The organism is Streptomyces sp. NBC_01017 (assembly GCF_045162795.1).
Lineage (GTDB): Bacteria > Actinomycetota > Actinomycetes > Streptomycetales > Streptomycetaceae > Streptomyces > Streptomyces machairae.
Window position 1 is genome coordinate 7,551,475 of sequence record NZ_CP108683.1, and the last position, 25,337, is coordinate 7,576,811.

General features: G+C 71.1%; 26 protein-coding genes and 1 other RNA gene. 11 read left to right on the top strand and 16 right to left on the bottom strand.

Features of this window, described 5'->3' with window-relative positions; all coding sequences use genetic code 11:
- Positions 1 to 31: 31 nt before the first annotated feature.
- Positions 32 to 438: RNase P RNA component class A (rnpB, locus tag OG331_RS34695), an RNA gene on the top strand.
- Positions 439 to 661: 223 nt separating this feature from the next.
- Here the strand turns inward: rnpB and OG331_RS34700 are convergent.
- The 4 genes from OG331_RS34700 to OG331_RS34715 are packed head-to-tail and all read right to left on the bottom strand — an operon-like array spanning position 662 to position 3,731.
- Positions 662 to 1,285 carry a hypothetical protein gene (locus OG331_RS34700; RefSeq protein WP_406203594.1) on the bottom strand — a complete coding sequence of 208 codons (624 nt, stop codon included), beginning with the start codon at positions 1,283 to 1,285 and terminating at the stop codon, positions 662 to 664.
- A gap of 25 nt (positions 1,286 to 1,310) precedes the next feature.
- Complete coding sequence (locus tag OG331_RS34705; RefSeq protein ID WP_406203597.1) at positions 1,311 to 2,015, bottom strand: hypothetical protein; 705 nt, start codon at positions 2,013 to 2,015, stop codon at positions 1,311 to 1,313.
- Between the two features lie 58 nt (positions 2,016 to 2,073).
- Positions 2,074 to 3,339 (bottom strand): putative T7SS-secreted protein, encoded by a 1,266-nt coding sequence (locus OG331_RS34710; RefSeq protein ID WP_406203600.1) that lies wholly within the window; start codon positions 3,337 to 3,339, stop codon positions 2,074 to 2,076.
- Positions 3,339 to 3,731: a hypothetical protein gene (locus OG331_RS34715; RefSeq protein WP_406203603.1), complete on the bottom strand. Its 393-nt coding sequence runs from the start codon at positions 3,729 to 3,731 to the stop codon at positions 3,339 to 3,341. The genes OG331_RS34710 and OG331_RS34715 overlap by 1 nt, the downstream gene beginning before the upstream one ends.
- A 179-nt stretch (positions 3,732 to 3,910) precedes the next feature.
- Between OG331_RS34715 and OG331_RS34720 the strand changes: the two genes are divergently transcribed.
- Positions 3,911 to 4,198 (top strand): hypothetical protein, encoded by a 288-nt coding sequence (locus OG331_RS34720; RefSeq protein ID WP_406203606.1) that lies wholly within the window; start codon positions 3,911 to 3,913, stop codon positions 4,196 to 4,198.
- 62 nt (positions 4,199 to 4,260) lie between these two features.
- On the opposite strand, the gene OG331_RS34725 is transcribed toward OG331_RS34720, so the two are convergent.
- Together OG331_RS34725 and OG331_RS34730 are read right to left on the bottom strand one after the other, a co-directional pair.
- Positions 4,261 to 4,656, bottom strand: a complete 396-nt coding sequence (locus OG331_RS34725; RefSeq protein ID WP_406203609.1) for a MazG-like family protein — start codon at positions 4,654 to 4,656, stop codon at positions 4,261 to 4,263.
- A gap of 25 nt (positions 4,657 to 4,681) precedes the next feature.
- Positions 4,682 to 5,254, bottom strand: a complete 573-nt coding sequence (locus OG331_RS34730; protein WP_406203612.1) for a DoxX family protein — start codon at positions 5,252 to 5,254, stop codon at positions 4,682 to 4,684.
- A 154-nt stretch (positions 5,255 to 5,408) separates the two neighbouring features.
- Between OG331_RS34730 and OG331_RS34735 the strand changes: the two genes are divergently transcribed.
- Together OG331_RS34735 and OG331_RS34740 are read left to right on the top strand one after the other, a co-directional pair.
- Positions 5,409 to 5,735 carry a nuclear transport factor 2 family protein gene (locus tag OG331_RS34735; protein WP_365060236.1) on the top strand — a complete coding sequence of 109 codons (327 nt, stop codon included), beginning with the start codon at positions 5,409 to 5,411 and terminating at the stop codon, positions 5,733 to 5,735.
- Positions 5,736 to 5,834: 99 nt separating this feature from the next.
- Positions 5,835 to 6,821: an aldo/keto reductase gene (locus tag OG331_RS34740; protein WP_406203615.1), complete on the top strand. Its 987-nt coding sequence runs from the start codon at positions 5,835 to 5,837 to the stop codon at positions 6,819 to 6,821.
- Between the two features lie 281 nt (positions 6,822 to 7,102).
- Here the strand turns inward: OG331_RS34740 and OG331_RS34745 are convergent, their stop codons facing one another.
- Positions 7,103 to 7,879, bottom strand: coding sequence for an SDR family oxidoreductase (locus OG331_RS34745; RefSeq protein WP_406203618.1), 777 nt, complete (start codon positions 7,877 to 7,879; stop codon positions 7,103 to 7,105).
- A 134-nt stretch (positions 7,880 to 8,013) separates the two neighbouring features.
- Between OG331_RS34745 and OG331_RS34750 the strand changes: the two genes are divergently transcribed.
- Entirely contained in the window at positions 8,014 to 9,654 is a 1,641-nt protein-coding gene (locus tag OG331_RS34750) for an alkaline phosphatase D family protein (RefSeq protein WP_406203621.1), read from the top strand.
- Here OG331_RS34750 and OG331_RS34755 read toward each other — a convergent pair.
- On the bottom strand, positions 9,641 to 10,699 hold the full coding sequence (locus OG331_RS34755; protein WP_406203624.1) for a Gfo/Idh/MocA family protein: 1,059 nt from the start codon (positions 10,697 to 10,699) through the stop codon (positions 9,641 to 9,643). The two genes, OG331_RS34750 and OG331_RS34755, sit on opposite strands and share 14 nt — an antisense overlap.
- 88 nt (positions 10,700 to 10,787) lie before the next feature.
- On the opposite strand from OG331_RS34755, the gene OG331_RS34760 reads away from it, so the two are divergent.
- From OG331_RS34760 to OG331_RS34770, 3 genes are all read left to right on the top strand, one after another.
- Positions 10,788 to 12,104: a multidrug effflux MFS transporter gene (locus OG331_RS34760; RefSeq protein WP_406203627.1), complete on the top strand. Its 1,317-nt coding sequence runs from the start codon at positions 10,788 to 10,790 to the stop codon at positions 12,102 to 12,104.
- Complete coding sequence (locus tag OG331_RS34765) at positions 12,056 to 13,231, top strand: serine hydrolase domain-containing protein (protein ID WP_406203630.1); 1,176 nt, start codon at positions 12,056 to 12,058, stop codon at positions 13,229 to 13,231. The genes OG331_RS34760 and OG331_RS34765 overlap by 49 nt, the downstream gene beginning before the upstream one ends.
- A 184-nt stretch (positions 13,232 to 13,415) precedes the next feature.
- Entirely contained in the window at positions 13,416 to 14,405 is a 990-nt protein-coding gene (locus OG331_RS34770; RefSeq protein WP_406203633.1) for a small ribosomal subunit Rsm22 family protein, read from the top strand.
- Here the strand turns inward: OG331_RS34770 and OG331_RS34775 are convergent.
- Positions 14,402 to 14,623, bottom strand: a complete 222-nt coding sequence (locus OG331_RS34775) for a DUF6243 family protein (RefSeq protein WP_406203636.1) — start codon at positions 14,621 to 14,623, stop codon at positions 14,402 to 14,404. The two genes, OG331_RS34770 and OG331_RS34775, sit on opposite strands and share 4 nt — an antisense overlap.
- Positions 14,624 to 14,746: 123 nt before the next feature.
- On the opposite strand from OG331_RS34775, the gene OG331_RS34780 reads away from it, so the two are divergent.
- On the top strand, positions 14,747 to 15,382 hold the full coding sequence (locus OG331_RS34780; RefSeq protein ID WP_406203639.1) for a TetR/AcrR family transcriptional regulator: 636 nt from the start codon (positions 14,747 to 14,749) through the stop codon (positions 15,380 to 15,382).
- 156 nt (positions 15,383 to 15,538) lie between these two features.
- On the top strand, positions 15,539 to 16,267 hold the full coding sequence (locus tag OG331_RS34785) for a bifunctional DNA primase/polymerase (protein ID WP_406203642.1): 729 nt from the start codon (positions 15,539 to 15,541) through the stop codon (positions 16,265 to 16,267).
- A gap of 14 nt (positions 16,268 to 16,281) precedes the next feature.
- Here OG331_RS34785 and OG331_RS34790 read toward each other — a convergent pair whose 3' ends face one another.
- The 7 genes from OG331_RS34790 to OG331_RS34820 all read right to left on the bottom strand — a co-directional run bounded on the left by OG331_RS34790 (position 16,282) and on the right by OG331_RS34820 (position 23,706).
- Positions 16,282 to 17,274, bottom strand: a complete 993-nt coding sequence (locus OG331_RS34790) for a hypothetical protein (RefSeq protein ID WP_406203645.1) — start codon at positions 17,272 to 17,274, stop codon at positions 16,282 to 16,284.
- On the bottom strand, positions 17,234 to 18,106 hold the full coding sequence (gene efeU / locus OG331_RS34795) for an iron uptake transporter permease EfeU (RefSeq protein WP_406203647.1): 873 nt from the start codon (positions 18,104 to 18,106) through the stop codon (positions 17,234 to 17,236). Before efeU ends, OG331_RS34790 begins: the two co-directional genes overlap by 41 nt.
- A gap of 3 nt (positions 18,107 to 18,109) precedes the next feature.
- Positions 18,110 to 19,369: an iron uptake transporter deferrochelatase/peroxidase subunit gene (gene efeB / locus OG331_RS34800; protein WP_406203650.1), complete on the bottom strand. Its 1,260-nt coding sequence runs from the start codon at positions 19,367 to 19,369 to the stop codon at positions 18,110 to 18,112.
- Positions 19,370 to 19,379: 10 nt separating this feature from the next.
- A complete protein-coding gene (gene efeO, locus OG331_RS34805) occupies positions 19,380 to 20,525 on the bottom strand; it encodes an iron uptake system protein EfeO (RefSeq protein ID WP_406203653.1) in 1,146 nt (381 codons plus the stop codon).
- A 148-nt stretch (positions 20,526 to 20,673) separates the two neighbouring features.
- Positions 20,674 to 21,489, bottom strand: a complete 816-nt coding sequence (locus OG331_RS34810; protein ID WP_406203656.1) for a heme ABC transporter ATP-binding protein — start codon at positions 21,487 to 21,489, stop codon at positions 20,674 to 20,676.
- 121 nt (positions 21,490 to 21,610) lie between these two features.
- Positions 21,611 to 22,696: a FecCD family ABC transporter permease gene (locus tag OG331_RS34815; RefSeq protein WP_406203659.1), complete on the bottom strand. Its 1,086-nt coding sequence runs from the start codon at positions 22,694 to 22,696 to the stop codon at positions 21,611 to 21,613.
- Positions 22,693 to 23,706 (bottom strand): hemin ABC transporter substrate-binding protein, encoded by a 1,014-nt coding sequence (locus tag OG331_RS34820; protein WP_406203662.1) that lies wholly within the window; start codon positions 23,704 to 23,706, stop codon positions 22,693 to 22,695. The genes OG331_RS34815 and OG331_RS34820 overlap by 4 nt, the downstream gene beginning before the upstream one ends.
- Positions 23,707 to 23,833: 127 nt before the next feature.
- Between OG331_RS34820 and OG331_RS34825 the strand changes: the two genes are divergently transcribed.
- A complete protein-coding gene (locus tag OG331_RS34825) occupies positions 23,834 to 25,258 on the top strand; it encodes an HtaA domain-containing protein (RefSeq protein ID WP_406203665.1) in 1,425 nt (474 codons plus the stop codon).
- Positions 25,259 to 25,337 lie beyond the last annotated feature (79 nt).

Below are 25,337 nucleotides of genomic sequence, written 5' to 3' on the forward strand. Positions count from 1 at the left end.
CGCAGGCCGGTAACATGGTCCACACGGCAGACGAGCCGGGCGGACGGCCGCGTGAAGTCCCTCAGGGGGCTTCCCGAGGAACGTCCGGGCTCCACAGGGCAGGGTGGTGGCTAACGGCCACCCGGGGTGACCCGCGGGACAGTGCCACAGAAAGCAAACCGCCCGGCGCTTCGGCGCCGGGTAAGGGTGAAACGGTGGTGTAAGAGACCACCAGTGCCCAGGGCGACCTGGGCAGCTAGGTAAACCCCACCCGGAGCAAGGTCAAGAAGGGGCCGCCTTAACCGGTGGCCCTGCGCGGACGTTCGAGGGCTGCCCGCCCGAGTCCGCGGGTAGACCGCAGGAGGCCGGCGGCAACGCCGGTCCTAGATGGATGGCCGTCGCCCAGGGCTCCGCGAGGAACCCTGGGAACAGAACCCGGCGTACAGCTCGGCTCGTCTGCCGCTCAGGCCACCTGACCAGGGAATGTACTGGAGCAGGTGGCCTTTGTCGGAGCAGAGGGCTTCCTGTGGACGTCGTGCGGGCATTGCGCGCTGCCGCGGGTACCGCTCAGTGCACACCGTCAAGGAACCGCCAGACCTTCCAGCAGGCCGTTCCCCCTGGTCGCCGGCGTCGCGAACTTCTGCCCGAGCGTCAGCGACCGGGGCGCCGACAGATTCCTCACTCAGCCGCCCAGCGCGGCGATCGTGTTCACCTCCTTCTCCAGGAGGCTGGAGATTCCCGCCTGTGCGGCCAGGGCGCGGCGCTGTGGCTCGGCCTGGGCGCGCTCGGCCTCGTACTTCTGCCACTCGGCGGGCTGCAGGAACAGCATGTCGCCCGTGCCGGGGACGACCATGACGCCGCCGAACGCCGGGTCTCCCGCGAACCACGTGCCGTTCTCGGCGCCCTGGGGCCAGCGGCGGACTGTGGACGCGCTGACGGCGCGCATCGTGCGTGCGCCGTGCTGCCCGCGGACGGACAGCTTCACCGTGTGCACGGTGCCGAGCAACAGCCGCTCGGAACCGCGCTTGTCCACGCGGTCGCGGTACTCCAGGGGATACGTGCGCAGCACCTGCTCACACACCCCGAGGCGCCGCCCGTGCCGGACCCGGATCAGCAGGAACAGCAGAACGAAGAGCCCGAGCACGATCGGCAGCACGGTCAGGAAGGTGTTCGGCACTCCCGCGGCGACGAGCACGAAGGGGAGGGCGATGAGAGCCGCACCGAGGGCGGCGCGCAGGGCGATGTGCCGGGTCCTGACGGCTTTGTTGTGCGCGAGGACCGCGGCCACTTCCGGCGGCTGCGTCATGCGACGTCACTCCTAGTCGTAGGGGTCATCCGAAGTCGTTCTGTACCTGATGCGCGGCGCTGCCCGGAGCGGGGGAGTCCTGGACCTCTCCGGGCCCCGGCTGCGAGGGGTCGGTGTACGTCAGCGTATGGGCGATGCCGAGGAGCACGTCGCGGTAGTCGTCGGCCTGGTCGACCGCCTCCGTCACGAGCTGGATCAGCACGATGTCGTGGCCGCCGGGCCCGGTCACCGCGATGGTGCCCTGCCACACCAGGCCGCTACGGGGGCCGTCACCGCCCTCGGGAGGACTGCCCGGAGCGAGCGTGCGGCGTTTCTCCTCGGCCAAAAAGCCGAGGCCGCACGGCAGTTCAAGGGGGCGCATGCCCACGTCGCGCCTGTCGGCCGCAGTGCCCGCGAGGCTCGCGACGACCGCCTTGGCGTGACTGCCCGAGGTCGGCAGTGTGGAGACGGTGAGAACGGACGAGGTCAGGCCGCCGTCGTCATTCGGGTGCAGGCCGAGGGCGCAGCTCTGCACGCGTTGCGCGTTCAGGGCGCCTACGGTGGCGGCGTAGAAGCGCAGCACCTCCTCCGCACGGTCGCGTTCGTCCTCGGGCATTGCCATGACCTGCCGGACGAGTTCGACGACGCCGTCCAGCGGGGGATCGAGATCGATCCGGACATAGCCGTGGGGCAGGCCGTACCAGAACGCCGGTGTGCGGCCGTGCGGCGCCCTCGTGGGGGTTTCCGTCACGGGGTGGTCCACCTTTCACGGAGCGGGGCTTGCTGCTCGGGTATCGGGGCTGTCGGACTCATAGCCAGCCGAGGAGGCCCGCGATGGAGTGTGCGGTGGCAGCGGCCTTGGTGCTCTCCGCCGCGTTGTGCTCGGAGCCGTCCTCGTCCACCAGGCCCAGGCTCTCGGCGGAGGAGACCACGTTCGCCGCGACGTTGAGGCCGTTGGCGCTGATCTCGCCGATCAGCTTGGCCGAGCCGCCCGCCGACTCCCCGGCCGCGCGCCAGGCGTCGGTGACGTCGTCAGTGGCGTTCCGCGCGAAGGACGGGACGATTTCCTTGACGAACGCGCCGGCCTTCTCCGTGTTGGAGACGGCCACGCCCCACCGCCCGGCGTCGGCCAGACCTTCGGTGACCTCCTTGGCGGCGGCGCCGAGGGCCTTGCCGCCCGGGATCATGCCGACGGTGTCACCGGCGAGTGAGGCCCAGGCAGCGAAGGTGTCCATGCCGCTGCCGCCGCCCATCAACTGGCTGCGGAACTCGGGATCGGAGAGGTTCTTGGCCATGGAGGTGGCGCTCGCCACGACCGCGATACCGGCGAACAAGGGCGCCAGAGGCGTCGGGAAGAGGGCGAGCAGGCCGGCGATGGCGCCGATGGTGCCCGCATGCTCCACCAGGAAGTCGCCGACCGCCTTGAGGACGTCACCGACCTTGCTCCAGAAGCCCGGCTCGTCCGGCGCCTTCTTCGTCGCGCCGTCGAGGGCCTTGGCGACGGTGTCCGCCTGATCGGCGTGCTGGGTCTCCAGCTCCTTGATCTTGACGTTGAGGTCGTTGTACTCGCCGTTGGCCTTGTTGAGGGCCGTGGACGCCGAGTTGAGGTTGTTCTGGGCCGTCTGCAGCCGTGCCGTGGCCGCTTCCAGCTCGGGGCCCTCCGTGAACGTCTGCTTGTAGAGCTGCAGATCCGGGTTCTGTCCGGCCCGGTCGTAGGAGCGCTTCGCCTCGTCGGCGGCAGCCTTCTTGTCGGCGGCCTCGGCGTTGTACTTCTGCGCCAGCTCCCGGTTGGAGGTGAGGTTGCCGTCCCAGTTGTGCAGTTGGGTGGCGGCCGTCCGCAGCGAGCTCGCGGCTTCCTTGATGTACTTGGGAAGATCGCCGTCGAGCGTCTTGCGGAACTGCTCGGCGGCCTCGCCCTGCCAGTAGCTGGACTCGCCCAGGAGCTTGGTCAGTTGCTGGTGGCAGGTGTCGAGGGCGGTCGCGGCCGTCTTCACCTTCTTCTGCAGCGCGGCTACCTCGGTGGGTATGCCGGGTACGGGGTTCCAGCCGATGTTGGGGTACGGGTTCGCTGCCATTACCGTGCGTCCCCGTTTCCGCCCGAAGTGGCCGACTTCTCGATGTGCTTGAACGCTTTCTCCAGGGCTTCCTCGACCTCTTCGTAGCCCTTTTTGTTCGCCTTCACGCCCTCGCTGATCGCGTCGATCATCTTCTTGGTCTGCTCGGACCCGTACTTCCACTCTTCCTGGAACTTGTCACAGGCCTCGTCGAGTCGGCCGGTGCCTATCTGATCCGCGCGTACGTGGGCGAGGGCGGCACGCGCCTCGTCCAGTTCGCGCACGCAGTCTTCAAGGTTCTTGAGGAACCGCGCGAGTTGATCCACATCTGTCTTGAAGTGATCCCCCATGGATCGGTGTCTCCCCGTGTCCGCCACCAATGTCACGCCGAGATGACCGGTCGTCCCGATCATCAGCTGCACCATACAGAGGCCGTGGAGTCGGTCGGCATGCCGCCTGTCGGGTTGTCGACTCAGCCGCGCGGGCCGCCTGTCGCGGCCCTCCCCGGTCCGGTGCGGGGTCCGCCGTGCGCATCACTCCTGCGGTTCATCCGCGGAGGCCGGAGCGTCGAGCTTCATCCACTCAGGAACAAGTGGACCCCGTCCCTTGGAGGCAAGCCGTCGACGACCCCTTCTCCATCCTGAGCCTCGGCGACCACCTGGAGCAGTCCGCCGACTTCTCCGAGACCCTCGTCATCGACTTCGGCACACCCGAGGCCGGCCCCGGGATCCGGGCCACCTGGAACTCGGAGATCGAAGGTGCCAGTCGCGACCACCACGTGGCGGGCGTGCCCGGTGCGTCGAGGACCCCGCTCCCGGCCGCCGGGTCGCGCACATCCCGCTGCCCGACGTCGCCGCACCCCTGGTCGGCGGCCGGGTGAGGATCCGGCTCATCGCCACGCCCCGGAGCTGAGGCGCCGGCTCGGCCAAACCGGTGCCCCCTTCACCGCGTGGAGCGGACTTCCCGGGCCGCCGAACCCAGCGACCGCTCCCTCACCCCCGCCAGATGCCGGGTGAACACCTCCCGCGTGTCCGGCGTCAGCGTCCGCAGCGCGACCAGCGCCGTGATCACCACGTCGCACAGCTCGCCCTGTACGTCCTCCCAGGTGTGGGTGACGCCCTTGCGCGGGTTCTGGCCGGTCGCCCCGATCACCGCCTCGGCGACCTCGCCGACCTCCTCCGACAGCTTCAGCATGCGCAGCAGCACGCCCTCCTTGCCGCCGATCGGCTGGTCGGTGTCGAGCCAGGTCCACAGGTCGTCAATGGTGGCCCAGAGGTCGTCGGCGGGCTTGGTGGCGGGCTCGGCGGCGGTGCCGGGAGGGGCTGCCTGATCAGTCATGCGGGCAGCTTGGCACAGCGGCTGCCTACTCCTCGAACAAGGCCTCCTGATCCTCGAACACCCCTGCCTGCTCCTCCCTTTCCGTCCTCGCCTCGTCCAGCCTCTTGTTCCGCGCCCCGATCACCACGGCCGTCACCGCCGCCGTCGCCGCCAGGGCTGTGGGAACCATCCAGCCGCGGTCGACGACATGGCCGAGGGCGTGGTCGAGGGAGAGACGGCCGGGGCCCGCGATCGCGAGGCAGGTCGCGGCGAGGCCGAGGGTGGCCGCGTGCTCGTAGCCGCCCTCCTGGTTGAAGAAGCCGTTCGGGGCGTGCACCGCGGCCGCGCCGGCCATGCCGCCGGCCGCCGCCGCACCGGCCGCCGGTGTCGCCAGGCCCAGCGCCAGCAGGGTGCCGCCGCCGGCCTCCGCGAGACCCGACGCCGTCGCGCTGGCCTTGCCCGGCTGGTAGCCGATCGACTCCATGAACTGGCCGGTGCCCTCGATGCCGTGTCCGCCGAACCAGCCGAACAGCTTCTGCGTGCCGTGCGCGAACAGCACGCCGCCGGCGCCCAGCCGGAGCAACAGCAGGCCCAGATCACGTCGGTCGTAAGCACTCACGATGACTCCCGATGACTCACGATGGCTCCCGGAACAGACCACGGGTGGCGGATCCCCTCCCTCGGCTCCACCGTCGCATCCAAGTCACCCACCCGGCCTGCCCTGGCCGCCGTTCGGGTGGCGGGGCCCCGGGGGCGGTGTGAGGCTGACCGGTATGACGATTCAGACGTCCAAACTCAGCGACCCCGCCGTCCGTGCCTTCGTCACCGCCGTCAACGCCCACGACCGCGAGGGCTTCATGAGCATCCTCGCGCCCGGCGCGACCATGGCGGACGACGGCAACGACCGCGACCTCGCCGACTGGATCGAGCGGGAGATCTTCTCCTCCCACGGCCACATGGAAGTCGACAACGAGTCGAACCGCGGTCGCGACCTCCTCGCCAGCTACCGCAACGACACCTATGGCGAGATGCGCACCCGCTGGCACTTCGAGGTCGAGGGCGACGGCAGGATCTCCCGCTTCGAGACCGGCCAGGCATAGCCGGGGGCCGGAAGCCGAGAGCCGGGAGCAAGAAAGCGACCCCCAGAACCGCTCAAGCGCTTGCCCTCGTGTGCGCTTCAACTTCTACCGTCCCACCTCATGGAGACCAAGAGGACTTTGGGACGGACCGGCATCGAGGTCAGCGCGCTCGGCTTCGGCTGCTGGGCCATCGGCGGTGAGTGGCGGTCCGCCGACGGGCAGCCGCTCGGCTGGGGCAAGGTCGACGACGACGAGTCCGTACGGGCCGTCCGGCGCGCCCTCGACCTGGGCGTCACCTTCTTCGACACCGCGGACACCTACGGCGCCGGCCACAGCGAACGCGTCCTCGGCCGCGCTCTCGGCAAGCGCCGCGCCGATGTCGTCGTCGCCACCAAGTGGGGCAACGTCTTCGACGAGGAGACCCGCACCCTCACCGGCGCCGACGACACCGTGCCGTTCGCCCGCCGCGCGCTGACCGCCTCGCTGAAGCGGCTGGACACCGACTACGTCGACCTGTACCAGCTGCACCTGTCCGACGCCGATCCCGAGCGTGCCGCCGAGCTGCGTGACCTCTGCGAGGAGTTCGTGCGCGAGGGGCTCATCCGTGCCTACGCGTGGAGCACCGACGACCCGGCCCGTGCCGCCGTGTTCGCGCGGGGGGAGCACTGCGCGGCGGTGCAGCACACGGCCAACGTGCTCCGGGACGCACCTGAGATGTTCGCGCTCTGCGAGGAGCTGGAGTTGGCGAGCATCAACCGCAGCCCGCTGGCGATGGGCCTGCTGACCGGCAAGCGCAGGACCGGGCAGGCCCTGGAGGCCGGGGACATCCGCAGCCGGCCGCCGCAGTGGCTGGAGTGGTTCGAGGACGGGTCCGGCGCCGATCCGGAGTGGGTCGCGCGCGTGGACGCGCTGAAGGACGTCCTCACCAGCGGCGGCCGTACGCTCGGGCAGGGCGCCCTCGCCTGGCTGTGGGGCCGTAGCCCGCGCACCGTGCCGATCCCGGGGTTCCGCTCCGTCGAGCAGGCCGCGCAGAATGCGGGCGCGATCGCCAAGGGGCCGCTCACCGCCGCGCAGATGGCCGACGTCGACCGGATCCTCGGCCGTTGAGCACCGTCATACGGACCGCTGCGCACCGTCGTACCGGTTAACCGGCAGCCGTTCCACGCACCGGTGCGCACCTCGCGGTCCCTCGCGAGGTCCACCCCCACCCGGTGTCATGGAACGGCTGCCGCCTCCCCCCTCGGAGTGGCCTGCGGAAGCCGTCTGCTTCATATGTGAAGCTCTGGTGCAGAACGACTTGAGCATAAGTCGCCTACCGGCCGTGATGTGCCGGAACTCAACATTCCGATTGTGTGAGTTGTGGAGGTTGTGGGTGGGCGGGTGAGCCGTCAGCCGCGTCCCACGTACGGCATCGCCGTCGCCAGCACCGTCGCGAACTGCACGTTCGCCGCCAGTGGCAGCTCCGCCATGTGCCGCACGGTCCGGGCCACGTCGGCCACATCCATCACGGGCTCCGGCACCACCGAGCCGTCGGCCTGCAGGGCGCCCGTCTGCATGCGTGCGGTCATGTCGGTCGCCGCGTTGCCGATGTCGATCTGGCCGACGGCGATGTTGTACGGCCGCCCGTCCAGCGACAGCGACTTGGTCAGTCCGGTCAGCGCGTGCTTGGTCGCCGTGTAGGCGACGGAGTGCGGGCGGGGAGTGTGCGCGGAGATCGAGCCGTTGTTGATGATCCGGCCGCCCCGCGGGTCCTGCTCCTTCATCTGCCGGTACGCCGCCTGCGCGCACAGGAACGCCCCGTTGAGGTTGGTGTCCACGACATGCCGCCAGGCGTCGTACGGCAGCTCCTCGACCGGCACCCCGCCCGGCCCGAACGTCCCCGCGTTGTTGAACAGCAGGTCCACCCGTCCGAGCCGCTCCACCGTGGCGGCGAACAGCGCGGCCACGTCCTCCTGCCGTGACACGTCGGTCCGTACGGCGAGCGCGGCGGCCTCGGGTGCCTGCGCCGCCGTCTCCTCCAGGGTCTCGACGCGCCGCCCCGCCAGCGCCACCGACCAGCCCGCGCGCAGCAGCTCCACTGCGACCGCGCGGCCGATGCCGGAGCCGGCGCCGGTCACCACGGCGATCCTCGCGTCCGTCCTCGTCTCCGTTTGCCTGTCATTCATGGCCCCGCAGGGTACGTGAGGGTCCGCCATCCGGAACTCATCTGTCCGCCATCCGAGTGTTGTGTACGCGCCAAGCGAGTGTCGTCCCCGGCCACTCCAATGCCTCATGCATCCATCAGTCAGGGGAGGACCGGATGACACTCGCAGCACACCCTCAGCAGCACGCCCCCGAACTGCGCGCGGCAGCCCGCCACATCGGCCGCCGCCGCTTCCTGACCGTCACGGGCGCCGCCGCCGCGCTCGCCTTCGCCGTGAACCTGCCGGCCGCGGGCGCCGCGAGCGCCGCCGAGCTCGACGCCCGCCGGATCACCGACAACCCCTTCACCCTCGGCGTCGCCTCCGGCGACCCGCTGCCCGACTCCGTCCTGTTGTGGACGCGCCTCGCCCCCGCCCCGTACCAGCCCGACAGCGGACTGCCCGCCCAACGGATCACCGTGCACTGGGAGTTGGCGCACGACGAGCAGTTCACCAGGATCGCCAGACGCGGCGCCGCCATCGCGTACCCCGAGTTCCACCACACGGTCCACGTCGAGGTCGGCACGCTCGACGCGGACCGCGTCTACTACTACCGCTTCCGCGCCGGCACCTGGATCAGCGGGACCGGCCGTACCCGCACCGCCCCCGCGCCGACCGGCACGGCGACCTCGCTGACCCTCGCGGCCGTCTCCTGCCAGGCGTACACCGACGGCTACTACACGCCGTACCGCCATCTGGCCCAGGACGACGTCGACGTCGTCTTCCACCTCGGCGACTACCTGTACGAGTACGCGGTCAACTCCGTCGGCGGCTACCGCAACTACACCGGCCGCACGCTCCCCGCGATCTTCAACCGCGAGACGGTGACCCTGGAGGACTACCGCCTGCGCTACGCCCTCTACAAGTCCGACCCCGACCTCATGGCGGCGCACGCCGCGCACCCGTTCGTCGTCACCTGGGACGACCACGAGACCGAGAACAACTACGCCGACGACATCCCGGAGAACAGCGTCCCGCCGGAGGAGTTCCTGCTGCGCCGGGCCTCCGCCTATCGCGCCTACTGGGAGAACCAGCCGCTGCGCCGCCCGCAGCAGCCCGTCGGCCCCGACATGCAGCTCTACCGGCGTCTGCGCTGGGGCCGGCTCGCCCAGTTCGACGTGCTGGACACCCGGCAGTACCGCTCCAACCAGGCCTACGGCGACGGCTCGCAGATCCCCGGACCGGACGTCGACGACCCGGCGCGCACGATGACCGGGGCGACGCAGGAGCGGTGGCTGCTCGACGGCTGGCGCGACTCGACGGCGCTGTGGAACGTCGTACCGCAGCAGGTCACCTTCGCCCAGCGCGCGTTCGACCTCACCGAGCCGTCACGGGTGTCGATGGACGCCTGGGACGGCTACCGCGCCTCCCGCCGCCGTGTGCTGGACGGCGCCAAGGCCGCCGGCGTCGAGAACCTGATGGTGCTCACCGGCGACGTCCACGTCGGGTACGGCTTCGACATCAAGGACGACTTCGACGACCCCGACTCCGCCACGCTCGGTACGGAGATCGTGGCCACGTCGATCGCCAGCGGCCGGGACGGCATCGACAAGCCGGCCAACTGGGACACGTACATGCAGGCCAACCCGCACATGAAGTTCTACAACGGACGGCGCGGCTATGTGACCGTCGCGCTGGGGCAGCAGCTGGCGCGGACCGACTTCAAGACGGTGCCGTACGTGACCAGGCCCGGAGCGCCGGTCACGACGGCCGCGTCCTTCGTGACGGAGGTGGGGGAGCCGGGGCTCACACAGGAGTGAGTGCGGGCGCGCGGTCCGCTTCAGGGGCCTCGCCCGGGTAGCGGACGCCGACGCGGTCCCGGATCGCGTCGAGCGTCCGCATCACGGCCAGCGTGCCGTCCAGCGGGACCAGCGGTGACTCGGTCTCGCCGGCGCGCAGGGCCCGCATCACCTCGGCGGCCTCGTGCCGCAGGCTGGTGCGCGGCCCGTCCGCCGGGTCGGCCGTGAACTCCTCGGGGTCACGGCCGTCGCGGTGCAGGACGAAACGGTCCGGGAAGAAGAAGCCGTGCGGTATGTCGATACGGCCGCCCGAGCCGGTGACCGACGCGGCGGTGGCCGTACCGCCGACGATGGAGCAGTGCAGGGAGGCGAGGGCGCCGCTGTCCCAGGACAGCAGGGCGCCGGTCTGGAGGTCGACGCCCTCGGCGGACAGCATCGAGCGCGCCGTGACGTCCGACGGCTCCCCGAGCAGCAACTGGGCGAAGGAGACCGGGTACACGCCGAGGTCCAGCAGCGCGCCGCCGCCCTGCGCCGGGTCGCGCAGCCGGTGCGAGGACGCGAAGGGGCCGGCCAGCCCGAAGTCGGCCTGCACATGGCGCACTTCGCCGATCGCGCCGTCGTCCACGAGCGCTTTGAGCCGCCGGACGAGCGGGTTGCAGTACATCCACATGGCTTCCATCAGGAAGCTGCCGCGTGCCTTCGCCAGCGCGACCAGTTCCCCGGCCTCCCGCGCGTTCAGCGTGAACGCCTTCTCGCACAGCACGTTGCGGCCGGCCTCCAGGCAGAGCCCGGCGGCGACGCGGTGCGCCGAGTGCGGCGTGGCGACGTACACGACATCGATGTCGCCGTCCTCGGCGAGCGCGTTCCAGTCGCCGTACGCCCGCGGGATCCCGAAGCGCTCGGCGAACGCGTCGGCGGAGTCCTGGCTCCGCGAGGCCACGGCCACCACCTCGGCATCCGGCCCCGCGGCGGAGCCGCTATGGGATGCAGCCACCAGATCCGCGGTGAACGCGGCCGCGATCCCGCCGGTCGCCAGAATCCCCCACCGCACGCTTGGTTCCGTCACTGCGACCCCACCCCTCGCTCATGTGGCCCTCGGCACTGTGTTCGAGCTGAGAGCATAGAGGGCGGATCACACGGAGAGGGAGGGGCGCATGGGCGACAGTGGGGGGCCGATACAGCCGGCGGAGCCGATACCGGACGTGTCGCGGTCGGCCGTACCGAAGACGGACAGACCGCCCACCCGATCCCTGCGGACCACCGGTCTGCTCGTCACCCTCATCCTCGGCGGCCTGACGGCGACACCTCCGCTGGCGATGGACATGTACCTCCCGGCGCTCCCCCAGGTCACCGGGTCCCTGCACGCGCCCGCAGCGACCGTGCAGCTCACGCTCACCGCCTGCCTGGCCGGCATGGCGCTCGGGCAGCTGGTGGTCGGCCCGATGAGCGACCGATGGGGCCGCAGGCGCCCGCTGTTGACGGGCCTTGCCGTGTACGTCGTCGCCACCGCGCTCTGCGCGCTCGCGCCCAGCATCGGCTTCCTCGTCGCCTTCCGGCTGGCGCAGGGCCTCGCCGGGGCGGCGGCGATCGTGATCGCGAGGGCCGTCGTACGCGACCTGTACGACGGCGTGGCCATGGCCCGCTTCTTCTCCACCCTCATGCTGATCTCCGGGGTCGCCCCGATCGTCGCGCCGCTCATCGGCGGCCAGGTCCTGCGGGTCACGGACTGGCGGGGCGTGTTCGTCGTGCTGACGGTGGTCGGCGTACTGCTCGCCGCCCTCGTCTGGCGCAGCCTCCCCGAGACCCTGGCGCCGCAGGACCGGCACAGCGGCGGGGTCGGTGAGGCCCTGCGGGCCATGCGCGGACTGCTCGCCGACAGGGCCTTCGCCGGGTACATGCTGGCCGGCGGGTTCGCCTTCGCCGCACTGTTCGCCTACATAGCCGCGTCGCCGTTCGTGATCCAGGAGATCTACGGGGCCTCGCCGCAGACCTTCAGCCTGCTGTTCGGGCTCAACTCGGTCGGGCTGGTGATCGTCGGCCAGATCAACGGCAAGGTGCTGGTGGGGCGGGTCAGCCTGGACCGGGTGCTGGGCACGGGGCTGGCCGTGGTGATCCTGGCCGCGACCGCGCTGCTGCTGATGTCGCTGGGCGTCTTCGGCGAGGTCGGACTGGTACCGGTGGCGGCGGCACTCTTCGTCCTGATGTCCGCGATGGGCGTCACCCTGCCCAACACCCAGGCCCTCGCCCTCCTGCGCACCAAGCACGCCGCCGGGTCCGCGTCCGCGCTGCTCGGTACGTCCTCCTTCCTCGTCGGCGCCATCGCCTCGCCCCTCGTGGGCATCGCCGGCGAGGACACCGCCGTCCCGATGGCCGTCGTCCAACTGGCCGCAGCACTGGTGGCCCTGGCCTGCTTCATGGGAATGTGCCGTCCCTGGAACAGCCGTGCGGGTGCGGAGGGAGCAGAGAGCTGAGCGCGCCGAGACTGCGCGGGGACACGCCGGAGAGGGCCGGACTCGACCCCGAGGAGATCCGTCAGCTCGTCCGCGAGGTCCACGACCTCACGACCGGCTCCCGCCCCTGGGCCGCCGGGGCGGTGCTGATCGTCGGGCGGGGACCCTACCTCGCCGTCGAGGAGGCCGTGGGCTGGGCGGTGCGGTATGCCTCCTTCGACGAGAGGAAGGACGCCGGGGTGGAACTGCCGCCCGAGAGGCAGGTCCCCATGACCACCTCGACCCCCTTCGACCTCGCCTCCCTCACCAAGCTCTTCACCTCGGTCGCCGCGGTGCAGCAGATCGAGCGCGGCACGCTGGGGATCGACGCGCGCGTCGGGGCGTATCTGCCGGACTTCCGCGCGGCGGCCCGGCATGACGTCACGGTGCGTCAGCTACTGACGCACACCTCGGGGATGCGGCCCGAACTGCCGCTGTACGACTGCGCGGACGACGCGGAGCGGCTGGAGCGGTTGCGGGCGGAGCCGCCGGTGGGGGTGCCGGGGACGTACTGCTACTCCGACCTGAACCTCTTGCTGCTGCAACACGTCCTGGAACGCATCAGCGGCCGCACGCTCGACGTCCTGATCCACGACGGGATCACCCGGCCCCTCGGCATGACCGCCACCCACTTCGGCCCCTGCCCCGCTGCGGCGGCGACCGAGGACCAGCGGCGGCCGTGGGCCAAGGCGGACCGGGGGATGCTGCGGGGTGTCGTCCACGACGAGAACGCCTGGGCACTGGGCGGGGTGGCGGGCCACGCCGGCCTCTTCTCCACGGGGCGTGACCTCGCGGTCTTCTGCCGGGCCCTGCTCTCCGGCGGCGCGTACGGTCCGGCGCGGATCCTCGGCCCGGACTTCGTGGAGCTGCTGCTGGACGCGCCCGGGCTGGGGTTCGCAGTGGATCAGCCCTGGTTCATGGGGGAGTTGGCGGGGCGGGGGGCGGCGGGGCATACGGGGTTCACGGGGACGTCGTTGGTGGTGGATCCGGTGACGGACACGTTTGCGGTGCTGCTGGCGAACACGGTGCATCCGCGGAGGCGGGCTGCTGACAGCGGGCCGCGGGCCAGGGCGGGGACGAGGGTGGCGCGGGCGGTGCGGGCGTTGTAGGGCCGTTGTTCGCCCCCGCCGCCCCTACCCGTCCCGTTCCTGGAGGCTGCCGCCCCCAGACCCCCGCATCGGCCCTGAACGGGCCTCGTCCTCAAACTCTCCCAGAGGGGGCACCCCCAGACGGGCTGGATCTCCTGGACCGGCGCTGGAAACTCAGCCCCTCCGGCCCCCATAGAATCGCCGGGTGAACGACCCAGCATCCCCGGCGGACGCCCTGCGCAGCAGCCTCGCCACCCTCCTCGACGGCCTCCCGCCCCGCCAGGCCGCGCAGGCCGTGGAGCGGCTGATCGCCAGCTACCGGGGCGCCACCCCCACCGACGCCCCCATCCTCCGCGACCGCGCCGACGTGGCGGCCTACGCCGCGTACCGGATGCCCGCGACCTTCGAGGCGGTCCACTCGGCGCTGGAGGCGTTCGCACAGGCCGTACCGGATTGGACCCCCGGCAGCCACACCGACGTCGGCGGCGGCACCGGCGCCGCGACCTGGGCCGTCACCGCGACCTGGCCGGGCGAGCGCGGCGTCACCGTGCTGGACTGGGCCGAACCCGCCCTGCAGACGGGCAGGGAGATCGCCGCCGCCAACCCGGCGCTGCGACAAGCCCGTTGGCAGCGCGCCCGCATCGGCCCGGCCCTCACCCTCGACCCCACCGACCTCGTCACCGTCTCCTACGTCCTGAACGAGCTCACCGCCCCCGACCGCACCACCCTCCTCGACACCGTGGCGTCCGCCACCCAGGCCGTCGTGATCGTCGAACCCGGCACCCCCGACGGCTACGCCCGCGTCATCGAGGCCCGCGACCGCCTGATCGGCGCAGGGTTCCATGTCGCCGCGCCCTGCCCGCACAGCGCCGACTGCCCGATCGTCCCCGGCACGGACTGGTGCCACTTCTCGGCCAGGGTCAGCCGCTCCTCCCTGCACCGCCAGATCAAGGGCGGCTCCCTCGCCTACGAGGACGAGAAGTTCAGCTACGTCGCCGCCACCCGCCGCCCGGTCACCCCGGCCCCCGCCCGTATCGTCCGCAAGCCGCAGATCCGCAAGGGCCAGGTCCTCCTCGACCTGTGCGAGACCGAACCGGCCCTGCGCCGCACGACGGTCACCAAGCGCCACGGCGACCTCTACAAGGCGGCCCGTGACGCGGACTGGGGCGACGCGTGGCCGCCGGCGGTCGACTAGGACGCCTGCTCGTTCTCCTGGGACACCTCCGCCCCCTGCTCGTGCTCCTCGTGGTCGGCGTTCTTCTCCTGGAACCTGCGCAGCAGCTCCTTCTTCTGCGCCTGAGGGTCGACCCCGCCGCCGATCCGGCCGTTGCGGCCGCCGCCGCGCAGTTCCGTGCGGCCGAGGTGCCGGCGGGTGCCGCCGACGCCCAGCATGTTTCCTCCGCCTCGGGCCATGGTGTGGCTCCTCTCCGCATCCGTTCTCGCCACCCACAGAGTGACGAGACGTATCGTCTCGATTGTCTGCCCTCTCAGAATCCAGCGAGACGCTCCGTCTTGTCAACCTGATAAATTCGAGCCATGGCAGCTCAGAAGTCCGCTCAGCCCGTACCCAACAGCACCCGCCGGAGCGAGAAGTCCCGCCGGGCCATCTACGACGCCGCCCTCGCCCTCGTCGGGGAGGTCGGCTACCCCAGGACCACGATCGAGGGCATCGCCGCCCGCGCCGGTGTCGGCAAGCAGACGATCTACCGCTGGTGGTCGTCCAAGGCCGACGTCCTGCTGGAGGCCTTCCTCGACCTGAGCGAACAGGCGTCCCGGGACGCGGGCCCGGAGTACGAGTTCGCCATCCCGGACACCGGCGACCTCGCCGCCGACCTCAAGGCCGTGCTGCGCCTCACCGTCGACCAGCTCAAGGACCCCGGCTTCGAGATCCCGTCCCGTGCCCTGGCCGCCGAGGGCGTGGTCAACGAGGAGCTCGGCCGGGTCTTCGTGGCCAAGCTCCTCGCGCCCTCGCTCCAGCTGTACGTCGACCGGGTGCGCGCCGCCCAGGAGGCCGGCCAGGTCCGCCAGGACGTCGATCCGCGCATCGCCCTCGAACTCTGGGTCTCCCCGCTCGCCCAGCGCTGGCTCCAGTACACGGGCCCGATCACGTACGAGTACACGGACACCCTGGTCGACTACGCCCTCCACGGCATCGCCCCGCGCGCGCGGTAAGGGCGTGAATAGCGCCGAAGCAGCGCATTGCGGATGATCCAGGTGCTGTGTACGCCTCGCCCCACCTGGCCCGGTTGTCCGCTACGGCCCCCCGAAGCGCACGATGGTGGGACCATAGGGCATGCTGTTCCGCACGACAGCGAGGCGAGGGGATAGATGAGCGCGGAGTTGGGCCGGACCGGCCTGCAGGGCAAACTCTCCCAGTGGCTGCGCGGACGCCGCCCCAAGGAGGCCGCCGGCGACGGTGGCCGGGAGGCCCTGCTGCTCGCCGCCGCGGCGGCGGGACTGCCGCTCGCACCCGCCGCGCACCCGGCCGGCTACCGATGTTCCTGTGATCGCGTCGGCTGTCCCACGCCCGCCCGGCACCCGGTGTCCTTCGCCTGGCAGACGCAGTCCACCACCGACCGCGCCCAGATCGAGCGCTGGGCCCGCCACCAGCCGCAGGCCAACTTCATCACCGCCACCGGCATGGTGCACGACGTCATGGACGTCCCGGTCGAAGCCGGGCTGGAGGCCCTGGAGCGGCTGCTCGTCGCCGGCATCGAGGTCGGTCCCGTCGCCGAGAGCGACGACGGCCGCCTGCTGTTCTTCACCCTCACCCGCGGCACCCCCGAGGACGAGGACGAGTGGTGGCCCTGCGAGCTGGACTGCCACCCCGAGACCATGGACGAGCACCCGGGACTGCGCTGGCACTGCCGCGGCTCGTACGTCCTCGTACCGCCCGCACAGCTGCCCGGTGACCAGTCCGTGCACTGGGTACGCGGCCTGGAGCACCCGCTGCCCGACCCGCTCAGCCTCCTGGAGATCCTCACCGACGCCTGCGCCCGCTACGTCGGCGAGGAGCCCGATCACGTCTCCGCGGCCTGGCCCGTGCGCCGCCACTGAGTCCCGGCGGCCCGCTACTCGCCCTTCGCCGAGGTCATCCCCTGGATCCGGCCGATGACCTTCACCTTTCCGGAGCCCTTCGGGTCCAGCGCCACGTCGGTGGAGACGAACTCCATCGTCAGCGACTGCTTGATCTCGCCGTTCGTCAGCGCCAGCACGCCCTTGCCCGGGGTGGGGACGGCCGCACCCGTGTGGGCGGTCTCCTTCTCGTAGTGGCGCGTGGTGAAGAACACCAGCGCCCCGCCGTCCTTCGTGCGCAGCGCCAGCGGCTGGTAGTCGCCGCTCGTCAACGGCTCGTCGATGTACTGCCTGACCAGACCCGGTCGCTCCGCCTTCTGCGACCGCTCGGTACGCCAGGCGCTGGTGTGGCGGCCGCCGGCGAAGGTGTCCCCGCCGTCCTTGAGGTAGGTGACGTAGTCCTTGCTCAAGTCCTCGGGCGCCACGGCCAGTTCGGACGAGTTCGCGGGCACGGCCTCGGCCCAGCCGTCCTTGTCCGTCTTGAACTGCGGTACGTCATCGGGGGCCAGCAGCGTCAGATACGCCGCCTCCCACGGATCGGCCAGGCCGTCCCGGCTGAACACGAACACCCAGCGGGCGCTGCCGCCCTTGTTGGCGGCCGCGTCGGTCACGAACCAGCGCGGCCAGCCCGCCTTCTTCGGGATCGTGAACTTGGTGTCCGACAGCTCCAGCGGCGCGTGCGCCGCGTTGCCGTCGGGACTGACCGCCTTGCCCGCCTTCAGCCGCGCCTCGTCGATGGCGCCGAAGGCGCCGGTGACATGGTTGGCGTCCAGGGAACTGTCGTAGGCCTTGTCGGCCTTGTTGTACGCGGCTGTGAACTGCTGGAGGGCCTTGGCGGCCTCCGCCTTGGTGGCCGAGGGGAGCACTTCCTTCTCCCCGTGGACCACCACGCATCCGCTTGCCGTCAACGACAAAGCGGTCAGCGATGCCGCTATCAGTGCGCTCCGGTCAAGCCTGCGGAGCCTTCGAGGGCCGCGATCCCTGCTCATCAGGTGCCTTCACCTTCCCCTTCCCGGAGGCGAACCCTACCGGGACGAGGAACAGCGCGAGTGTCGGGATCAGGTACAGCAGCCACACCGTGACCTGGAGGACGGTCGGGTCCGGCTGGAAGTTGAAGACGCCCTTCAGCAGGGTGCCGTACCAGCTGGACGGATCGATGGTGTCGCTGATGTCGAACGCCTTTTCGCTCAGGCCCGGCACCCAGCGCGCCTCCTGGAGGTCGTGGACTCCGTACGCAAGGACGCCCGCCGCCACGACGACCAGCATGCCGCCCGTCCATGTGAAGAACTTGGCGAGGTTGATGCGCACGGCGCCGCGGTAGAACAGCCAGCCCAGGACGACCGCCGTGGCGATGCCGAGGGCGACGCCGATCAGCGGGCGCGGGGTGCCGTCGCCCGCCGCGCGCACCGACGCCCACACGAACAGGGCCGTCTCCAGGCCCTCCCGGCCGACGGCCAGGAACGCGGTCGCGACCAGCGCGCCCGTGCCCATCTGCAGGGCCGCGTCCAGCTTGCCGTGCAACTCCGCCTTGAGATGCCGGGCGGTGCGCCGCATCCAGAAGACCATCCACGTCACCAGGACCACCGCGACGATCGACAGGGAGCCGCCGAGCGCCTCCTGTGCCTCGAACGTCAGCTCCTGCGAGCCGAATTCGAGCGCGCAGCCGAAGCCGAGCGCGATCGCGACCGCGACACCGATGCCGATCCAGATGGGCTTCAGCGCGTCCCGGCGGTCGGTCTTGACCAGGTACGCGATGAGGATGCAGACGACGAGGCTCGCTTCCAGCCCCTCGCGCAGGCCGATCAGGTAGTTGGAGAACACGGGCTACGCCTCCTCGGAGAACAGCGTGCTGCCCCACCAGTCGTCCTTGTCGCGGACGCCGGGCGGGACCGCGAAGAGCGCCGAACCCACGTGCTGGATGTACTCGTTGAGCGAGTCGGGGGCCAGGTTGCGCTGGATCCGGATGAACCCGGTGCGCGGGTCCCGCTGGTAGGCGAGGAAGAACAGCCCCGCGTCCAGGCGGCCGAGGCCGTCGGTGCCGTCGGTGAAGGAGTAGCCGCGGCGCAGGAGCGTCGCCCCGTGGTTGGAGTCGGGGTGCGCGAGCCGGACGTGCGCGTCGGGCAGCATCGCCTTCAGGAACGGCTCGTCGCGCTCCTTCGCCTTGCCGACCGGGGCGCCCTCGCCCTTGTCCCGGCCGATGATGTCCTCCTGCTCCTGGAGGGACGTGCGGTCCCAGGTCTCGATGTGCATACGGATGCGGCGCGCGACGAGGTAGGAGCCGCCGCTCATCCACGCGGGACCCTCGGAAGGGTCCACCCACACGAACTTCTTCAGGCGGTCGGTCTCCGTCCCCGCGATGTTGCGGGTGCCGTCCTTGAAGCCCATGAGGTTGCGCGGGGTCTGCTCCTCGGGGGTCGTGGACGAGGTCTTCCCGAAGCCCAGCTGGGACCAGCGGATGACGACCTTGCCGAAGCCGATGCGGGCCAGGTTGCGGATCGCGTGCACGGCGACCTGCGGGTCGTCCGCGCAGGCCTGGATGCACAGGTCGCCGCCGCTGCGGTTCCGGTCCAGGTTGTCGCCGGCGAACTTCGGCAGCTCGACGAGGGGTTCGGGGCGGGCGTCCGCGATGCCGAAGCTCTCGCCGTACTTCTCGAAGAGCGACGGCCCGAAGCCGATCGTCAGCGTCAGCCGCGACGGCTTCAGCCCGAGCGCCTCACCGGTGTCGTCCGGCGGCGCCTCGGCCAGACCGCCGAACCCGCCCTCGCCGACCGCCTGCCCGGCGGTCATCCGGCGTGCGGCGGCCGTCCAGTCCTTCAGCATCCGCACGAACTCGGCCCGGTCGTCGGTCTTCACGTCGAACGCGGCGAAGTGCAGCCGGTCCTGCACCGGGGTGGCGATACCGGCCTGGTGGTCACCGTGGAAGGCGACGGCACCGCCTGCCGCCGCGCCGACCGGTTCCACGTCGTTGCCGGTGCGCGTCATGGCCACGGCACCGCCGGCCGCGACGGCACCGAGCGCGAGCCCGGCACCGCCCCAGCCGATCAGCGCACGCCGGGAGGTAGTGCCTTCGGGCGATTCCGTCATGACGGTGTCCCTACTTCACGACGACGGCGGCGGCGAGCTTGGACAGCGGCTCCGCGAGGGCGTTGACGCCGTCCGACAGCTCCTTGCGGTCGGCCTTGCCGACCTTGTCGTACGAGGTGAAGTCGTACGACGCCTTGTCCGCCCGGTACTTGTCGAGCAGCGTGTCCAGCGCCGCGAACTGCTTGTCGAGCTCGGTGACCAGCGCCGGGTCGTTCTCCTGCGCGACCGGCTTCAGCAGCTCGTACGCCTTCTCGGCGCCCTCGACGTTGGCCTTGAAGTCGACCAGGTCGGTGTGCGAGTAGCGCTCCTCCTCGCCGGTGACCTTGCCGGTGGCGACCTCGTCGAGGAGTTCCTTGGCGCCGTTGGCCATGGAGGTCGGGGTGATCTCGGCCTTGCCGACCCGCTTCTGCCAGTCCTTCAGGTCGGTGATCAGCTGGTCGGCGAGAGTGGTGTCCTCCGCCGTGAGCTTCTTGTCCTGCCAGAGGGACTTCTCCAGGCGGTGCCAGCCGGTCCACTTCTGGCCGTCCTCCAGGCCGTCCTCGCGGACGTCGACCTTCGGGTCGATGTCACCGAAGGACTCCGCGACCGGCTCGGTGCGCTCCCAGCCGATGCGGGAGGTGGCGTAGGCCTTCTTCGCGGCCTCGACGTCGCCGTCCTTGACCGCCTTGGCGAACGCCTCCGCCTTCGGCAGCGTCTCGTCGGCCTGCTCCTGCGCGTACTCGCGGTACGCGGCGACGGCCTTGTCCAGCCGGGGGTCGCGCTTGGCGGCCGCGCCCTTGCCGGTGGCCTTGACGGTCTGCCGGATGCCGTCGCCCTTCATGCCGGGCTTGCAGGCGATGGTGTAGTCGCCCGCCTTCACCTCGGCGGTCACCGTCTGCTTGGTGCCGGGGCCTATGTTCTCGCGCTCGGTGACGATGCGGTCGTCCGGGAAGAGGATGTAGACCTCGGTGACCTTGGAACCCTTGTTCTCGATGGCGAGTTCGACGTGCCCGGCCGGGAACTCCTTCTTCGACACCTCGCACTTGTCGTCCGTCGCGGTCACGCTGACGACCCGGTCATCGCCCGCCGCGCTGCCTTTCTCAGTGCACCCCGTGACGGCGGTCAGGGCCGCCACGGTGGCGGCAGCGGTGACGACGGAGAGTCTGGCGGGTCGCATGAAGGCTCCAGGGGATGGCCGGAAATGGTGCATGGCGAGCTTCACCTGACTAGCAAGGTGAGGCTCACCTAACGCACATAAGGATCGCCTAAGTGGCCAAAATCGACCCCATGGAGAAGTCAAAGGAAAGTCAAAGGTTGCCCCGGGATCAGCGCTGCGGGGTGACCAGGACCGCTCCTGTTCGGGGGTGCGACAACACTTCGACGGGCTGGTCGTAGACCTCCGACAGCAACCGCTCCGAGAACACGTCGGCCGGCGGCCCGTCCGCCGCGACCCGCCCGGCACGCAGGATCGCCACCCGGTGCGCGTAGGCCGCCGCGAGCCCCAGATCGTGCAGCACGACCACCACCGCGTCCCCGGCCCGCGCCCGCTCCCGGCACAACCGCAGCACCAGCTCCTGGTGCTTGAGGTCCAGCGCCGCCGTCGGCTCGTCGAGCAGCAGCAGCGGGGCACGCTGCGCCAGCACCCGCGCGAGCGCGACCCGGGCCCGCTCGCCTCCACTGAGCGCGGAGAACGGCCGTACAGCGAACTCCGTCACCTCGGTGGCGGCCATGGCCTCGGCGACGGCACGGTCGTCCCCGTCGGGCTGTACGGCCGCCCAGGGGGCGCGGCCCATCCGGACGACCTCCTCGACCGCGAAGGGGAACGAGAGGGACGCCGACTGGGGAAGCACGGCCCGGCGCAGGGCGAGCTCGGGCGCCGACCAGTCGCCCGCCGGGCGCCCGTGGATCCGTACGACACCCTCGGCGGCCGGAAGATCGGCGGCCAGCGCACTCAACAGGGTGGACTTGCCGGCGCCGTTGGGCCCGACGAGAGCGAGGACCTCGCCGGCGCGGACGGTGACGGAGACGCTGTGCAGCACCTCGCGGGAGCCGAGGCGCACATGGAGGTTCTCAGTCTCGGCGAGAGTGTCGCCGGGTTCGGCGGGGGCCGGGGGAACGGGGCGAGGGCGGAGAAGTCTCACAGGAGGGGGTCCTTGTCGGGAAGGGGACTGGAGAACTTGAGGGGCGCGGGGCTGTATCAATGTGCGGCTCCGCCGCGTGGGCGCGACCAGCCCCCACACACCCGCAGTCGACATACGCCCCCTAGGCCCACCCCCCTTGTCGACGCCGAGTCCGACGCAGCAACCAGAAGAAGAACGGGCTCCCCAGCAGAGCCGTCAGGACACCCAGCGGCAGCTCCGCCGGCGCCGCGATCGTCCGCGCAGCGAGATCCGCCGCGAGCAACACCACCGCCCCACCCAGCGCACTCCCCGGAATGAGAAACCGATGCCCCGGTCCCGCCGCCATCCGCAACAGATGCGGCACGACAAGCCCGATGAACCCGATGACCCCGGAGACACTCACGGCGGCAGCGGTGAGCAGCGCGACGACCAGGATCAACGCGACGCGCATCCGCTCCACGTCCACCCCCAGATGCCGCGCGGGCCGGTCGCCGAGCGCGAGCAGGTCCAGGCGGCGTGCGTACAGCGGTGCCGCCACCAGACCGACGACCGCACAGGGCAGGACCGCCGTCACCTTGGGCCAGGTGGACTGGGCGAGGGAGCCGAGCTGCCAGAAGGTGATCTGGTTCACCGCGGCGGTGTCCGCGAGGAAGATGAACAGGCCGATGAGCGCCCCGGCGAAGGCGTTGACCGCGATGCCCATGAGGATCAGGGTCACGACCTCCGTACGGCCGGCCGAGCGCGACATCGAGTACACCAGCAGCACGGTGCCGAGCCCGGCGACGAACGCCATCGCGGGCAGGGTCCAGTTGCCGAGGAAGGTCAGCCCGAGCGAGATGGAGGCCACCGCCCCGACGGCCGCGCCCAGGGAGACGCCGATGGTGCTCGGTTCGGCCAGCGGGTTGCCGAACACGCCCTGCATCAGCGCTCCGGCGCAGCCCAGCGAAGCCCCGATGAGCAGCGCGAGCACGATCCGGGGGAAGCGCACGTTCCACAGCACGGACTCGGCGACCCGGTCCAACTCGCCGCCCCCGAGCCCGACTTTGTGCTGCAGGGAGCCGAGGACGTCCCCGACCGGGATCGGGTAGGCGCCGATCCCGGCGGCGAGCGGGACGAGCACGAGCAGAGCGACGCTCATGCCGACGGTCAGCAGCAACGCGGTGGTGTGCCGGCTGCGGGGCGGCACTTCGGCCACCGCCTCGGGCGCGGCCTTCTCCAGCACGGTCATGCCGCGTCTCTCTTCTTGTAGAGCTGCTCCACGACCGACCTCAGCACCTGGTCGGTGCGCGGGCCGTAGCTCAGCAGTGCGCCGTCCTCGATCGAGACGACCCGGCGGTTCATCCCCGCCGGGGTCTCGGCGACGCCCGGGATCTTCACCAGTCCGTCGACGCCGCCGACGGAATCAAGTCCCTTGGACATCACGAGAATCGCGTCCGGCGCCGCCTTGATGAGGGCCTCGCTGGTGATGGCGGTGAAGTCCTTGTCCAGTCCCGACTCGGCCCCTGCGTCGACCGCGCCGGCCGCCTCGACGAGGGAGCCGGCGCCGGAGTCCTTACCGCCGATGAGGTAGACGGAGGCGGAGCCGCGCAGATAGAGGAAGGCGACCCGCGGCTTCTCGCTTTGCCGGGGAACTTCCCTGCGTACGGCGGCGATCCGTTCCTGTGACCGCTCGGCAAGCTGCTTGCCCGCCGACGGTACGCCGAGCGCGTCGGCGACCGCCCGGATGCGCGGGCCGACATCGTCCAGGCCGTGGGCCGGGGCGACCACGAGGACCGGGATGCCCGCGGCACGGATCTGGTCCATGGCCTCCTCGGGGCCGGTGGTGGTCTCGGCGAGCACCAGGTCCGGCTTGAGCGACAGCACGCTCTCCGCCGAGACGTCATGACCACGGGTGACGACGGGCAGCTTCTCCGCCTGTTCGAACGTGGCGGTGATGTCCCGGGCGACGACGCGGTCGCCGAGCCCGAGCGTGAAGACGATCTCGCTGAGGCTGCCGGAGAGGGGAACGAGGCGCCCGGCCTTCTCGACCGTCACCTTCTTGCCGTCGGCCGCAAGGACCGTGGCGGGGAGGCTCGGGGCCGGGGTGTTCTCCAGGGGCTCGACCCGGTTGGCGGTCGTCGTCGTGGTGGCCGGCTTCTTCGCCGGGTCCGCTGCCGACGAGCCACCGCAGGCCGTCGCCGTGGTGAGGGCGAGCACCGCCAGCAGTGCGCCCGTCAGTCGTGTGCGCAAGGGTCGCACGGTCCGTCCGTTCCTCTCGGTGTGCCGTTTCAGCTCGGTCACGGCCGTTTCAGCTGGCCAAAGCTTAGGTTAGCCTTACCTTCGTTCGCTACCGGTCGTCGTGTCCGTCGTCTCCGGAGGACCTCTCATGCCTGTCCGCCCACGTGTTCTGGTCGCCGTGCTCTGCGCGGTCGTCCTCGGAGCCCTGCTCCCGGTGACCGCCGCGTCCGCCGCGAGCCGCACCGTGCAGGGCGGGCGGCTCGACTGGGGTGTCAAAGCGTCCTTCCAGAGCTATGTCACCGGGCCCATCGCGAAGGGGAGTTACTCCCTGACCGGTGGTGCGGCCACCGTGGGCAGCGGCGGCTTCCGCTTCCACTCGGCCACGGGGACGTACGACGGCGCCACCGGCGCCTTCACCGCGTCCTTCTCCGGCGGCGTCCACTTCGTCGGCCACGGGACGGGTGGCGGCAGCTACCAGCTCGACCTCACCATCAGCCGGCCCACCGTCCGTGTATCCGGCTCCAGCGGCACGCTGTTCGTCGACGTCACCAGCAAGGCGAAGGGCACCGGGGCGGTCACGACGTCCTCGCAGGTGCCCTTCGCCTCCCTCTCCCTCGGCGGGATCGACATGAGGGGCGGCGGCACCACGGTCGCCCTCAACAACCTGCCCGCCACGCTCACCGCGCAGGGCGCCAAGTCCTTCGCCGGGTACTACACCGCCGGGACCGCGCTCGACCCGGTGAGCCTGTCGGCGGACGTGCGGGCGGCGGCGACCAAGAAGCCGACACCCTCGCCCACGCCGAGCACCACCAAGTCCCCGGCGAAGAAGGAGACTTCGGGCGGCAAGCTCCTGGACGGCGCCGTCGACTGGGGTGTGCGCCGCACCTTCCGCGAATACGTCACCGGGGACATCGCCAAGGGCGAGTGGACCCTGTCGTCCGGCGCCGAGGACGGCGGTGCGCTGTTCCGCTTCCCCGACGGGGAGGGGACGTTCAAGGACGGCGACCTCCGGGCGTCGTTCAAGGGCGCGGTCCGCTTCACCGGGGCACAGGGCCTCGACCTGAGACTGAGCGGCGTCCGTGCCACCGTCGAGGACGGCAAGGGCACGCTCCTCGCCGACGTGGCCGGCGCAGGCTTCACCGGCGACAAGGTCCCCCTGGTCACCTTCACGGCCAAGGACCTCAAGGCGAAGGACGGCCTGGCGAAGGTCACCGAGGCCGCCGCGAAGCTCACCGCCGAGGGCGCCAAGACCTTCGGCGGGATGTACAAGGCGGGCACCGAGATGGACCCTGTGTCCCTGGCCGTCGCCACCACCGACGACGCCGCCCTGCCCGCCCTGCCCGACCTGGGCAGCACCCCCACGGCGAGCGCGACGCCGGACAAGTCGTCGGCGTCCCCCGACCCGTCGGCCGAACCCGTCGCGAGCACCTCCGACGACGGCGTCCCCGCCCTGCCCATCGGCCTCGCGGCCGGGTTCCTGCTGCTCGCGGGCGCGGCCTTCGCGTTCGTCGCCGTACGCAGGCGCCGTACCCGGCCGGCCACCGAGGCCGTCCCTCAGTCCGACGAGGACTGAACGTCCCAAGAGGACTTCCCCCCATGCCCTGACCGCCGTGCCCGCGCCGCCCCCGGCCGCCGCGGCGGACTCCCACCCA

What these genes read in the sequence shown, in the direction of transcription:
- OG331_RS34700 (WP_406203594.1), bottom strand. Translation starts at nt 1,285, where the DNA reads ATGACGCAGCCGCCGGAAGTGGCCGCGGTCCTCGCGCACAACAAAGCC.
- OG331_RS34710 (WP_406203600.1), bottom strand. Translation starts at nt 3,339, where the DNA reads ATGGCAGCGAACCCGTACCCCAACATCGGCTGGAACCCCGTACCCGGC.
- OG331_RS34715 (WP_406203603.1), bottom strand. Translation starts at nt 3,731, where the DNA reads ATGATCGGGACGACCGGTCATCTCGGCGTGACATTGGTGGCGGACACG.
- OG331_RS34725 (WP_406203609.1), bottom strand. Translation starts at nt 4,656, where the DNA reads ATGACTGATCAGGCAGCCCCTCCCGGCACCGCCGCCGAGCCCGCCACC.
- OG331_RS34735 (WP_365060236.1), top strand. Translation starts at nt 5,409, where the DNA reads ATGACGATTCAGACGTCCAAACTCAGCGACCCCGCCGTCCGTGCCTTC.
- OG331_RS34740 (WP_406203615.1), top strand. Translation starts at nt 5,835, where the DNA reads ATGGAGACCAAGAGGACTTTGGGACGGACCGGCATCGAGGTCAGCGCG.
- OG331_RS34745 (WP_406203618.1), bottom strand. Translation starts at nt 7,879, where the DNA reads ATGAATGACAGGCAAACGGAGACGAGGACGGACGCGAGGATCGCCGTG.
- OG331_RS34750 (WP_406203621.1), top strand. Translation starts at nt 8,014, where the DNA reads ATGACACTCGCAGCACACCCTCAGCAGCACGCCCCCGAACTGCGCGCG.
- OG331_RS34760 (WP_406203627.1), top strand. Translation starts at nt 10,788, where the DNA reads ATGGGCGACAGTGGGGGGCCGATACAGCCGGCGGAGCCGATACCGGAC.
- OG331_RS34775 (WP_406203636.1), bottom strand. Translation starts at nt 14,623, where the DNA reads ATGGCCCGAGGCGGAGGAAACATGCTGGGCGTCGGCGGCACCCGCCGG.
- OG331_RS34780 (WP_406203639.1), top strand. Translation starts at nt 14,747, where the DNA reads ATGGCAGCTCAGAAGTCCGCTCAGCCCGTACCCAACAGCACCCGCCGG.
- OG331_RS34785 (WP_406203642.1), top strand. Translation starts at nt 15,539, where the DNA reads ATGAGCGCGGAGTTGGGCCGGACCGGCCTGCAGGGCAAACTCTCCCAG.
- OG331_RS34790 (WP_406203645.1), bottom strand. Translation starts at nt 17,274, where the DNA reads ATGAGCAGGGATCGCGGCCCTCGAAGGCTCCGCAGGCTTGACCGGAGC.
- efeB (WP_406203650.1), bottom strand. Translation starts at nt 19,369, where the DNA reads ATGACGGAATCGCCCGAAGGCACTACCTCCCGGCGTGCGCTGATCGGC.
- efeO (WP_406203653.1), bottom strand. Translation starts at nt 20,525, where the DNA reads ATGCGACCCGCCAGACTCTCCGTCGTCACCGCTGCCGCCACCGTGGCG.
- OG331_RS34815 (WP_406203659.1), bottom strand. Translation starts at nt 22,696, where the DNA reads ATGACCGTGCTGGAGAAGGCCGCGCCCGAGGCGGTGGCCGAAGTGCCG.
- OG331_RS34825 (WP_406203665.1), top strand. Translation starts at nt 23,834, where the DNA reads ATGCCTGTCCGCCCACGTGTTCTGGTCGCCGTGCTCTGCGCGGTCGTC.